This window comes from Neorhizobium sp. SHOUNA12A, from assembly GCF_023006505.1.
In the GTDB taxonomy this organism is placed as follows: domain Bacteria; phylum Pseudomonadota; class Alphaproteobacteria; order Rhizobiales; family Rhizobiaceae; genus Neorhizobium.
The window spans coordinates 1-11,563 of sequence record NZ_JALBGV010000133.1 but is presented as its reverse complement, the minus strand read 5'-3'; the positions used below and the strand labels follow the sequence as shown (position 1 = coordinate 11,563).

Below are 11,563 nucleotides of genomic sequence, written 5' to 3'. Positions count from 1 at the left end.
GCCCTTCAGGCCGCTCCATCCGCAGCCGGCCAACGGCTTTGCCGAACCGGCGCAATCCGGTGTCGACGTGCTGACCATGCCGGCTGCGCGCGCCGACACGGTGATCGCGGAAGCCGCTCCAAGGACCGCTGCCGAAGACGCCCCCCGCTATCGCCTGGGCGCCGCACGGGCGCAGGTTCACGAAAACTATATCGTGGCGCAGACCGAGGACGGGCTGGTCATCGTCGACCAGCATGCCGCTCATGAACGGCTGGTGTTCGAGGCGATGCGCAAGGCGCTCGACAACAAGCGGCTGGCGAGCCAGGTGCTCTTGATTCCCGAGATCATCGACCTGCCCGAGGAAGACTGCGACCGGCTGATGGCGAATGCGACGGAACTCGACCGGCTGGGTCTGGCGATCGAGCGTTTCGGCCCCGGTGCCGTCGCGGTGCGCGAGACGCCCGCCATGCTCGGCGAAGTCGATGCCGCCTCGATGGTCCGCGACCTCGCCGACGAGATCGCCGAATGGAACACCGCCGGGGGCCTGCGCGGCAAGCTCGAATATGTCGCCGCCACCATGGCCTGCCACGGTTCAGTGCGTTCCGGCCGGCGGCTGAGGCCGGAGGAGATGAACGCGCTGTTGCGGGAGATGGAAGCGACGCCCGGCTCCGGCACCTGCAACCACGGACGTCCAACCTATATCGAACTCAAGCTTTCCGACATCGAACGGCTCTTCGGCCGAAGCTGAAAAAGCTGGCAATTCAGCGACAATCGGGATAGAGCAGGCGCCATGTTTTTCCGCAGGAGACGACAGATGAACCGGTTCGAGGGAAGCGGATTCCGCGAAGCGAAGATCCGCTATCTCGACGGCGACTACCAGATCCTGACCGCCGGCTCCTATGTGATATGCGCCATGACCGGCGCGCAGATCCCGATCGACGAGTTGCGTTACTGGAGCGTCGCGCGGCAGGAGCCCTATGTCGATTGCGCCTCCTCGCTGGAAGCCGACAAACGCGCCGGCATGCTGCCGAACCAGAGCCGCGGCTAGGCTTTCACCGCATTTCCTTCCCGGATGCGCCGCTCTCGGAAATTGGCGATCGCCGTATCGATGATCTTGCCCGGCGCCTGTGGATCGTCGAACGCCATGTCGACTTCGACGACGCTTGCCTTTCTCGCCAGTTGCTCCATGCGTCCGTGATGGCCCTGCAGCCGCACCGCATCCTTGGCTGTTGTGACGAGCGTCAGATCGTCTTTCGCGGCATCGTCCAGCAGGTCCGAGATTTCGTCCTCGCTGAAATAATGGTGGTCCGGGAAGGCGCGTTTTTCCACGACCAATCCGCCGACTTCTCTGACGGTGCGGTAGAACTTTTCCGGATCGGCGATGCCGGCGAAGGCGAACAGCGCCTTGCCGGCGATCTCGCGATTTTCGCGCGGCTTCAGCGCCGCGACATAGAACTGCTTGCCGGCGCGAGCCGCCTGGCGCACCAGCTTGTCGGCAGCCTCGCCGTTGCCGACCTTGAGAATGGCCGAGAGTTGGCGCATCTGCTCGGATATCGGCGCCCTCACCGGACCGCCCGGCACCAGATGGCCGTTGCCGATGCCGCGCACCGTATCGATGACGACGAGGGCGAAATCCAGCGCCAGGCGGGCGCTCTGAAAACCGTCGTCCATGATGATCAGGTCGGCGCCTTCCGAAACCAGCCTGTGGGCGCCCTCGACGCGGGTGCGGGAAATCACCGTCAGCGTCTCGCGGCAGAGCAGCAGCGCCTCGTCACCGACCGCCTCGGCCCGGTGGTGTTCGGGGTCGACAACGGTCGTGACGTCAAGCGAACCGCCGTAACCGCGGCTGAGGAAACCGGGCTTCAGGCCCTTTTCTTTTGCCGCTCGGGCAAGGGTGATGGCGGTCGGGGTCTTGCCGGCGCCGCCGACCGTAAAATTGCCGACACAGATAACCGGCACGGGAATGCTGGCGCGCTTGGCTTTGGCCATGCGCCGGCCGGCGATCCGGCCATAAAGAAAAGAAACGGGGGCAAGGCCCCAGGCACGCCAATCCGCTTTCGTCCACCAGAATGGCGGTGCTTCCGATACCATACCCAAACTCCGGCTGATCCATCCTGAAACAGCCCGCGAACAAAATGGCACTTTTTGAAAAAAGGCAAGTCCTTGAAACCAAAGCCCGCTTCAGGCGTGAAGCTTTTCCGGCAGAAGGTCCATGAGCGCGGTGATGTCGGCAAGGCAGATATCCGCCGAGGCCGACAGCGTCTCGCGGGAGCCGGTGCCGGTCAGCACCGCGACCTTCAGGCCGACGCCAGCGCTCGCGCCCATATGCATGTCGTGATTGTTGTCGCCGACCATGGCCACCTCGGCGGGATCGAGCCCGGTGGCGCGGCAGAAGCCGAGCACCATGCCGGGCCCCGGCTTCACGCCATGCCCGCTGTCGTAGCCGGCGACGAAATCCACATGATCGATGATGCCGAAGCGGATGGCGGTCTGGCGGATCGCTTGTTCGTTGTCGCTGGAGGCGATGCCGAGCTTGAAGCCCCGCGCCTTGAGCTTGGCAAACAGTGACGCCAGATCGGTGACCGGCACCGAAAACTCGGCCGAACGGATGAAGAGGTCGTCGAGCAGTCGGGTGAGTTCGGCAACGTCAATCGGCGAGCCGGCGGCGACAAAGCCGGCAGCGATTTCCGCGGCATTGCCGGCGGCCAGCAGGCTGTCCGGGCGGGTGTGGCCGGATACCGGGTCCATGCCGCCGGAAAACAGAAGCTGCGGCTCGAGCTCGGTATCGCCGGCGGAAGCGATCCGGGCCGCCTCGCGGTTCACCGGTCCCCAGCTTTCGTCATAGAGCAACAACGTGCCGTCCTTGTCGAACAGGATACCGGCGATGTGTGCGAGCTTTTCCGGGGTCATCGAACGGCGGCGGCTTTCGGCTGCAGCCTTGCGCTCACCGTCAGCGGATTGACATAGGGCTCCAGCGCCTTGATCGTCTTCGACAGGGCACCGCGCATCTCTTCCATCGCGTCATGGCCGGAATCGATCATCTTGACGCGGGCAAGGTCGTTGATCATCAGGTAATGGACGGCCTTTGCCAGCATCTCGACATCCTTGACGATGCGGGCGGCACCCTTGCGCACCAGATGCTGATAGGCGTCGCGGAAATTCTGGACGTGCGGGCCGGAAAGCACGGCGCAGCCAAGCATGGCCGGCTCCAGCGGGTTCTGCCCGCCTTCGTTCGTCAGCGACCTGCCGACGAAGGCGATTTCGGTCAAGCGCAGGTAAAGCCCCATTTCGCCGATGGAGTCGCCGAGAAACACGTCGGTCTCTGGCGTCACCACGTCGTTGCGCGAGCGGCGCGCCACCGTGAGGCCCGCTTCCTTCAGCATCTCCTCGACCGCGTCAGCGCGATCCGGGTGGCGCGGCACGAGAATGGTCAGCTGGCCGTTTTTCGGCTTCAGCGCCTTGTGCACAGTCGCCGCCGCCTTTTCCTCGCCGTCGAAGGTCGAAATCGCCGCCCAGGTCCGGCGGCTGCCGATTTGCTTGCGATAACTTGCAAGCAGCGCCTCGTCGCAGGGTGGTGGGTCCGTATCGCTCTTCAGGTTGCCGGATGTGATGACAGGCCAGGCGCCGAGATCGCGGAAACGTTCGGCATCCAGATCCGACTGGGCGATGACCAGCGCCATCCTGCCGAAAATGGCCTCGGCGATCGAGCTGCGGTTGCGCCAGCGATCGAAGGACCGGTCGGAGATGCGGGCATTGACGCGGATCTGCGGAATGCGACGGCGGGCGAGTTCGGCGATCGTCGTCGGCCAGATCTCCGACTCCGCCGTGATGCAGGCGTCGGGCTTCCAATAGGCGATGAAGCGCTTGATCGGGAATTTCAGGTCGAGCGGCACATATTGATGGATCACCTCGTCCGCCAGTCGTGACCGGACGAGATTTGCCGACGTCACTGTGCCCGTCGTCAGAAGGATGTGGACTTCGCGGCGCCGCAGCTCGCGGATCATCGGCATGATTGCGATGGTTTCCCCGACGCTTGCCGCGTGCACCCAGATCAGCGGCCCGCGGGGCCTGGCAAGGCTTGCATAACCGAGCCGTTCCAGCTTGCGGGTCCTGTCTTCCTTGCCCTTCATGGCCCGATAGGCAAGGTAAGGTCCGACTAACGGATAAAGCGTAATACCGGCCGCCCGGTAGCCAGCGAGAGCGAGGCGCGCAGAAATCTTGCTCACCGTGTTTGCCCCCGATGCGTGATGGCCGCCATCAATGTGATAGACCCTCCGATTGCTCATCCGTAGCCCAGTTTTTTGTGTTTTACAAATGCGTCAAAAAAGGGTCCCCGGGATCGATACCAGGCGAGGGACCAGCATTGCGAGCACATTGTAAAACGCGAGGCTTATCTCAAGCCGACTTAGTATCAGGATCGAGCAGGCGGTGCATATGGACGATGAAATAACGCATATGAGCGTTGTCGACCGTCTGCTGCGCCTTGCCCCGCCAGGCGACGAGCGCGCTTGCGTAGTCGGGATAGATGCCGACGATATCAAGCGCCGAAAGATCCTTGAATTGAAGACCTTCCAAGCTCTGCAATTCGCCGCCGAAGACCAGATGCAGAAGTTGTTTCTTTTCGCCCGTTTCCGTCATTGTCCGTATCCGTCCGTTCCAGCTCCCCCGGCTCTTCCTGTGCTGCATTCCAAAGGAAAGGTCAACCCGGAGCAAGGCCGGCAAGCTGGGGCAAAAGGCTGCGGAGCGCATGTTCGGCGCCGGCAGCCAGCATTTCGTGGACAACACTCTCACGGTTATAGACGAGCCGGTTGCCGGCAAGATCGATGAGGCGCCCGCCTGCCCGTTCGAGGATAAGGTCGGCGGCGGCCAGATCCCAGTCGTGGGAGGCGCGCTTGACGACCGTGCCGTCGATGCTGCCGTCGGCGATCATGGCGAGCCTATATGCGAGCGACGGCACATGCCGCACCCGGCGGACTTCATCTCGAAAACCCGGTTCGAATTTCTTGACGAGGTTCTCGTCGGCCGCGATAACCAGTTCGCCGTTGGCGCGCTCACCGGTGACTGAAATCGGGCGCCCATTCTTCAGCGCCGGCCCATCTTTCGCCGCACAGAATTCCTCGTCGAGCGCCGGCGCGACCAGGACGCCGGCGACCGGCTGGCCGCGATGCACGACGGCAACCGAGACGCACCAGGTCTTCTCGCCATTGATGAAGGCGCGGGTGCCGTCGATCGGATCGACGACGAAGAGGGTTTCGCAGCTAAGCCGGGCGACATCGTCGTCGGTCTCCTCGGAGAGCCAGCCGTAGTTCGGCCGGGCCGCCAGGAGCAGGTTCAGCAGCCGGTCGTTGGCGGCAAAATCGGCGGCGCTGACCGGAGACCGGCCCTCGTTCTTCCACCAGACTTCCGGCGAGCGGCCGAAAAACCCGTGGGCGATCTCGCCGGCCTGGCGCGCCGCGTCGAGAATGAGTTCGAGGTCCTGGCCCCAGTCCTGCACTTCCGCCATCGGGATCAGCGTCCCGCCAGCGTCATGCCCTCGATGGCGATGGTCGGGGAGGCGACGCCGAACTTTCGGTCAATGTCGTTGGCCGGCGTCAGGCGCATGAACATGTCCTTGAGATTGGAAGCGATCGTCACTTCCGAAACGGGATAGGCGAGTTCGCCATTCTCGATCCAGAAGCCGGTCGCGCCGCGCGAGTATTCGCCGGTGATCATGTTGACGCCCTGGCCGATCAGTTCTGTGATGTAGAAGCCGTTGCCGATCGACCTGATCAGGTCCTCGGGCGAGATGTCGCCGGGCTCCAGCGCCAGATTGGTGGAGGCGGGCGAGACAGCCGTGCCGCCGCGGACGCCGCGGCCGTTGGTGACAAGCCCGAGCTCGCGCGCCGTCGAGGTCGACAGGAACCAGTGGTTCAGGACGCCGTCCTCGATCATCACCATGCGTTCGCCGGACACACCCTCGCCATCGAAAGGACGCGAAGAGGAGCCGCGGACGATCAGCGGATCGTCGGTGATGCTGAGCCCGGCTTTCAGCACCTGCTGGCCCATCTTGTCGCGCAGGAAGCTGGTCTTGCGGGCGACCGACGCGCCGTTGATGGCGCCGGCGATATGGCCGACGAAACCGCGGGCGATGCGCGGATCGAAGACGACGGTGACATTGCTGCCGGTATCGACCTGGCGGGGATTGACGCGCTTGACGGTGCGCTCACCGGCGCGGCGGCCGATCAGCTTCGGATCGTCGAGATCGGCGGCATAAAGGCGGCTGTCGAAATCGTAGTCGCGCTCCATCTTGGTGCCTTCGCCGGCAATGACGCTGACGGAGCGGCCGAAACGGGAAGCCATATAGCTGCCGGAAAAGCCGTGGGAGGTGACGAGCACGAGGCCGCCCATGCCCGACGATGCGCCGGCGCCGGAGGAATTGGTGACGCCCTGAACATCGAGCGCCGCCTGTTCCATTTCGAGCGATGCTTCACGGAGCGCGTCGGTCGAGATGTCGGTCGGGTCGTAAAGCTCGAGGTCTGGATAGGATCTGGCGAGATCGGCCTCGTCCGCAAGGCAGGCGAAGGGATCTTCCGGAGACACCTTGGCCATGGCGACGGCACGCTCGGCAAGCACCTTCATGTCGAAGCCGGGATTGGCCGAGACGCTGGCGACCTGCCGGCCGACGAAGACGCGGAGCGAGAAATCGTCGCTCTCGGACGATTCCGTGCCCTCGACCTTGCCGAGGCGGACGCTGACGGAGCGGGAGCGGGAGCGAACCACGACCGCGTCCGCCTGATCCGCTCCCGCGGCCTTGGCTAGATCGATCAATTGGCTGGCGCGGGAAAGCAGGTCGGCGGAATCGATTTCAGAGGTCATGATTGCAAGCCTTTCATTCTCGTCCCATTTATTGTGCACTGTCAGAAGCATCAAGGGCGGCTCGCCGATTCTTGATATCCCACCTTAGACTGAAAGTATCCCGCATGACCGCTCCCGGCTCGCTATTTTCCCAAATGCTTCTCCTGCTTGCCGGCGCGGTGATCGCCGCCCCGGTGTTCAGGAAGCTGGGACTCGGCACGGTGCTCGGTTATCTCGCCGCCGGCGTGGTCATCGGACCGATCATGCAGCAGATCGTCGAAACGGAAGAAGTGCTGCATTTTGCCGAATTCGGTGTCGTTTTCCTGCTGTTCATCATCGGGCTCGAACTGAAGCCTTCGCGTCTCTGGCAGATGCGCGGCGACGTGTTCGGCCTCGGGCCGGCACAGGTGGCAATCTCGGGGTTCGCGCTCACCGGGCTGGCGTATCTCAGCAATATGGCGGACTGGCGCGGCAGCCTGATCGTCGGCTTCGGCCTGGCACTGTCCTCGACCGCGTTTGCGCTGCAGATCCTCAACGACGACGGCGAAATGAACAGCCGGCACGGCCAGCGGTCGTTTTCGGTGCTGCTGTTCCAGGATCTCGCGATCGTGCCGCTGCTGGCACTGATCACCATTCTGGCGCCGGGAACCACGGAGACGGAAGCCTCGCCACTTCTGGATTTCGCAATCGCGGTCGGGGCCGTGGGTGCGATGGTAATTGCCGGGCGCTATCTCCTGACGCCGATGTTCCAGATCATCGCGCGCACCGGTGCGCGCGAGGTGATGATCGCCGCAGCCCTGCTGGTGGTGCTGGGATCGGCGGCGGCGATGCAGGCGGTCGGCCTGTCGATGGCGATGGGCGCCTTCCTGTCCGGCGTGATGCTGGCCGAATCCTCTTACCGGCACGAGCTGGAGGCGGACATCGAGCCGTTCCGCGGCCTGCTTCTGGCGCTGTTCTTCATGGCTGTCGGCCTGTCGCTGGAAGTGCACGTCATCCTCGACAACATCTTCTTCATCCTGCCGGCGGTGCCGATCTTCATGGCGCTCAAGGCGCTGATCGTCTACGGGCTTTCCCGGCTCTGGGGTTCGCCGCACAACGACGCGGTGCGGATCGCCTTCCTGCTGCCGCAGGGCGGCGAATTCGGCTTCGTGCTGTTCACCACGGCAACGGCCAGCGGCCTGTTCTCGTCGGCCACCGCCTCGCTGCTGATCGCCGGCGTGACGCTGTCGATGGCCCTCACCCCCTTCGGCGCAGCACTTTCCAAGCGGCTTCTCAATGGTGAGAGCCGCGAGGAACTGGAGGAGGATTTCGACGGTGCCGGCGCCGACGTGCTGATGATCGGGTTTTCGCGTTTCGGCCAGATCGCCGCGCAGATCCTGCTGGCCGGCGGCCGCGAGGTAACCGTCATCGACGATTCCGCCGACCGTATCCGCCAGGCGGCCTCCTTCGGTTTCCGCATCTATTTCGGCGACGGGACGCGCCGGGACGTGCTGATCGCGTCGGGCATCGAAAAGGCGAAGATCGTTGCCGTCACCACCCAGAAACGCGAGACGACCGACCAGATCGTCGATCTGATCCGTTCGGAATTTCCGGACGTGCGTCTCTATGTGCGCTCCTACGACCGCATCCATGCGCTGTCGCTGCGGGATCGGAACGTCGAATACGAGTTGCGCGAGACCCTGGAATCCGGCCTGCTGTTCGGAAAAAAGACGCTGGAAGCGCTCGGCATGAGCGAGAACGAGACCGACGAGATCGGCGACGATATCCGCCAGCGCGACGAGGAGCGGCTGCAGATCCAGGCCGTCCAGGGGCTCGGCGCCGGCCGCGAAATGCTGTTCAACAGCCCGGTCCGACCGGAGCCGCTGATCAAGCCGAAACGGTCGATGGTGGTCGACGACGAACTGAGCCCGGAGCCCGCGACTGCGGAGAACGGCTAGGACCGGACGGCGCCTGCTCTTGCGACCATCGCGACGATCGTCTCGGAAAGCTCGTCCTTGGCCTCTGCAGCCGTGATGTCCTCGCTCGCGGCGGCGTTGGACAGCGCTTCGGCTGCACCGAGCATGGCCCAGAGCCCAGGCGACGCTATGTGGCCGGCCTCTGCGAACGGGACAAGCGCAAGCCGGCATTTTTCCATGAAAATAGCCTCGTAGTCGCGCTTGATCCGTTCAAGCTCGGGGGAGCTCGCCAGGGCGGCGATGACGCCGGGTATCTCCCGGCCCTGCAACAGAACACAATCCACATAGGAGGAGGCGATGACCGCAGCCCGGCCAGCGAGCGTCGGGGCGCCCGATTGCAGGGCCGCGTCCATGATGGCGGTCTGGCGGCTGTCGAAATCCTCGTAAAGTGCCGCCAGGAGAGCGGGCCGGGTGCTGAAATGATCGTAGACGACGGGCTTTGCGACGCCCGCCTGCTCCGCCAGCCGGGGAAGCGTCAGGGCGTCGGTGCCCTCTTCCCGGACGATGCGCCACGCAACCTCCATCAGCTGCTGGCGCCTTCCCTGCCGCGAGAGGCGCTGCCGGAGACGGGTCGGCTCCTTCATTTCGATGCTTGACATGACTATATACCAAAAGTAACTTACTAAAAGTATATAGCCATTGCCCGTCAGTTTCAATCTGCCAGCAGGAGTTATCGCCATGCACGCGCTGATCGTCGTTTCACATCCCGAACCCGGATCCCTCACCCATAACGTCGCCGCCCATCTGGCCGAGGGCGTCACCATGTCCGGCGGTTCTTTCGAGATTGCCGATCTTGCGGCGGAGGGCTTCGATCCGAGATTTACGCAGACGGATCTTGCGGCGCATCGCAGGGAGGCGCCACCGCCGGCGGATGTCGCGGCCGAACAGGCGAGGATCGACCGTGCCGATGCCCTGGTGCTCGTCTACCCCGTCTACTGGTGGTCGATGCCGGGGCTCTTGAAAGGATGGATCGACCGCGTGTTCGCAAACGGCTGGGCCTATGACGACGGACAAGGCGCCAAAGTGGTGAAGAAACTTCGCCACCTTCCCATCCATCTGGTCGCGATCGGCGGCGCCGACCTGCGGACTTATGCGCGGCATGGTTATTTCGGCGCGATGAGAACGCAGATCGATCACGGGATATTCGATTATTGCGGCGCGCCGGTGATGTCCTCCGAGCTTCTCCTGGAAGAAGAGCTGGATAGACCTGATTTCCCATCGGAGATCGCACGCAGGATCGGCCGCAATGTTTTCAGCGCTGCCCGGAAAACCGAGGCCGCGTAGCCAGCCCAAACGTTAGGCTTCGGCTGCCGCAGCATGAAGCGCATCGATGGCGCGCTTCAGTTCGTCCTTGACGTGTTCGGATTCGTCGAGAATGTCGCGGGCCTTCAGGAAATCGAGCACCCGGAAACGGTTGACCGACGGCCGAAGGAAGATGTGCGGCGGATTGAGCTTCAGCTTGAGCGCGATGCTTGCCTGCATCGTCAGCTGGCTGGCGCCGAACAGGCTGTCGATGCGGCTGGGCGCATGGGTGCCGTCGCCTTCCGGCGCACCGACCACATCGACGCCGATCACCACGTCGGCAACGTCCATCAGCTGCTCATAAGGGACGGGATTGAAGACGCCGCCATCGATCATCACCCGCCCGTTGACCCGGACCGGCATGAACAGGCCGGGAATGGCGGCCGAGGCGGCGATCGCGGTACGCAGTTCGCCCTGTTCGAGGATCACCTCGGCCTGACCGTAATAGTCGGTGGCGGAGATCTTCATCGGGATTTCGAGATCGGCGAAATCCTCCGGCACCTGCGGCGGCAGGAAGGCATCGAGGATCAGTTCGAGATTGAACTGGCCGAAACGGAAACCGCCGAGCTTGTCGCGCATGGTCGCCGGGCCGAGGCCCCAGAGCTTGTTCAAAAGGGTGCCGCGGTGGCCGACCGTCTCCAGCGCGTATTGGCGGATTTCGCGGCCGGTCATGCCCGACGCCATGCCGGCGCCGATGATCGCGCCGATCGACGAGCCGGAAATCGCCACCGGCCGTATGCCGAGTTCGTCGAGCGCCTCGATGACCTGGATATGCGATATGCCCCGCGCCCCGCCGCCGCCGAGAGCGATGGCAAACGTCAGGCCGCCCTTGGCTCCAACGGCTTCGAGATCGGGAACTGCAAGCCTCGTATTCATTCCTCTGACCTCAGGTCGGCTGGTAGCGGAAAAAATCCATGCGGGTATCGCCGAATGTGCGGCTCTCCAGAAGCTTGAACGCGGCATCGACGGCAGGATTGATGTCGGCCCGCTCCTCCAGAATGGCAAGGGCTCCGGGTGCGAGCCAGCCGCCCACATGGGCCGAAAGCATGGCGCCTTCGCCGAGGCCCTGGCCATAGGGCGGATCGGCGAACAGGAAATGAAACGGCTCGATATTGTTGGCCGTGCCGAGCTTGGTGGCATCACGTCGCAGGATGCGTGCCCGGCCATGCAGGCCGAGGCTGTCGATATTCTCCCACAACAGGCCCCTGCCCTCGACGCCGTTCTCGACGAAGAGCGCGCTCTTGCAGCCGCGCGACAGCGCCTCCAGCCCGACGGCGCCGGTGCCGGCGAAAAGGTCGATCACGCGGCCGCCCTCCAGCGCCTGCGGATAGACGTGGCCGATGATGTTGAACAGGCTTTCGCGCGTCCGGTCGATGGTCGGCCGGATATCGCTCGTTTTGGGCGTGGCCAGAGACCGGCCGCGAAATTCACCACCGACGATCCGCACTGCGCGTTACCCTCTCGGCGTGCGCGGCTTGCCGCCGGCCGGGCGT

Annotated in this window: 12 protein-coding genes and 1 pseudogene; 4 read left to right on the top strand and 9 right to left on the bottom strand. The window is 63.9% G+C overall.

What is annotated here, in order from left to right; all coding sequences use genetic code 11:
* Window positions 1–727: pseudogene (locus MOV63_RS30750) on the top strand (DNA mismatch repair protein MutL); the annotation flags it as partial.
* Window positions 728–793: 66 nt separating this feature from the next.
* Complete coding sequence (locus MOV63_RS30745) at window positions 794–1,027, top strand: DUF2093 domain-containing protein (protein ID WP_038540327.1); 234 nt, start codon at window positions 794–796, stop codon at window positions 1,025–1,027.
* Here MOV63_RS30745 and lpxK read toward each other — a convergent pair.
* The 6 genes from lpxK to MOV63_RS30715 all read right to left on the bottom strand — a co-directional run bounded on the left by lpxK (window position 1,024) and on the right by MOV63_RS30715 (window position 6,834).
* The gene (gene lpxK, locus MOV63_RS30740; RefSeq protein ID WP_247039462.1) at window positions 1,024–2,070 is read right to left on the bottom strand and encodes a tetraacyldisaccharide 4'-kinase; all 1,047 of its coding nucleotides are present in this window, start codon (window positions 2,068–2,070) and stop codon (window positions 1,024–1,026) included. The two genes, MOV63_RS30745 and lpxK, sit on opposite strands and share 4 nt — an antisense overlap.
* A gap of 90 nt (window positions 2,071–2,160) precedes the next feature.
* Window positions 2,161–2,889 (bottom strand): HAD family hydrolase, encoded by a 729-nt coding sequence (locus tag MOV63_RS30735; RefSeq protein ID WP_247039460.1) that lies wholly within the window; start codon window positions 2,887–2,889, stop codon window positions 2,161–2,163.
* On the bottom strand, window positions 2,886–4,205 hold the full coding sequence (waaA, locus tag MOV63_RS30730) for a lipid IV(A) 3-deoxy-D-manno-octulosonic acid transferase (RefSeq protein ID WP_038584121.1): 1,320 nt from the start codon (window positions 4,203–4,205) through the stop codon (window positions 2,886–2,888). Before waaA ends, MOV63_RS30735 begins: the two co-directional genes overlap by 4 nt.
* Window positions 4,206–4,374: 169 nt before the next feature.
* A complete protein-coding gene (locus MOV63_RS30725; protein WP_007756862.1) occupies window positions 4,375–4,617 on the bottom strand; it encodes a DUF4170 domain-containing protein in 243 nt (80 codons plus the stop codon).
* Between the two features lie 61 nt (window positions 4,618–4,678).
* Window positions 4,679–5,482 (bottom strand): 3'(2'),5'-bisphosphate nucleotidase CysQ, encoded by an 804-nt coding sequence (locus MOV63_RS30720; protein WP_247039458.1) that lies wholly within the window; start codon window positions 5,480–5,482, stop codon window positions 4,679–4,681.
* Window positions 5,483–5,487: 5 nt separating this feature from the next.
* Complete coding sequence (locus MOV63_RS30715; RefSeq protein WP_247039456.1) at window positions 5,488–6,834, bottom strand: TldD/PmbA family protein; 1,347 nt, start codon at window positions 6,832–6,834, stop codon at window positions 5,488–5,490.
* A 104-nt stretch (window positions 6,835–6,938) separates the two neighbouring features.
* On the opposite strand from MOV63_RS30715, the gene MOV63_RS30710 reads away from it, so the two are divergent.
* Complete coding sequence (locus MOV63_RS30710; RefSeq protein ID WP_247039455.1) at window positions 6,939–8,750, top strand: monovalent cation:proton antiporter-2 (CPA2) family protein; 1,812 nt, start codon at window positions 6,939–6,941, stop codon at window positions 8,748–8,750.
* On the opposite strand, the gene MOV63_RS30705 is transcribed toward MOV63_RS30710, so the two are convergent.
* Window positions 8,747–9,367 (bottom strand): TetR/AcrR family transcriptional regulator, encoded by a 621-nt coding sequence (locus MOV63_RS30705; protein ID WP_247039453.1) that lies wholly within the window; start codon window positions 9,365–9,367, stop codon window positions 8,747–8,749. The genes MOV63_RS30710 and MOV63_RS30705 overlap by 4 nt on opposite strands.
* A gap of 79 nt (window positions 9,368–9,446) precedes the next feature.
* On the opposite strand from MOV63_RS30705, the gene MOV63_RS30700 reads away from it, so the two are divergent.
* The gene (locus MOV63_RS30700) at window positions 9,447–10,052 is read left to right on the top strand and encodes an NAD(P)H-dependent oxidoreductase (RefSeq protein WP_247039451.1); all 606 of its coding nucleotides are present in this window, start codon (window positions 9,447–9,449) and stop codon (window positions 10,050–10,052) included.
* A gap of 12 nt (window positions 10,053–10,064) precedes the next feature.
* On the opposite strand, the gene MOV63_RS30695 is transcribed toward MOV63_RS30700, so the two are convergent.
* Complete coding sequence (locus MOV63_RS30695) at window positions 10,065–10,946, bottom strand: patatin-like phospholipase family protein (protein WP_038540304.1); 882 nt, start codon at window positions 10,944–10,946, stop codon at window positions 10,065–10,067.
* 10 nt (window positions 10,947–10,956) lie between these two features.
* Entirely contained in the window at window positions 10,957–11,517 is a 561-nt protein-coding gene (gene rsmD, locus MOV63_RS30690; protein WP_247039449.1) for a 16S rRNA (guanine(966)-N(2))-methyltransferase RsmD, read from the bottom strand.
* Window positions 11,518–11,563 lie beyond the last annotated feature (46 nt).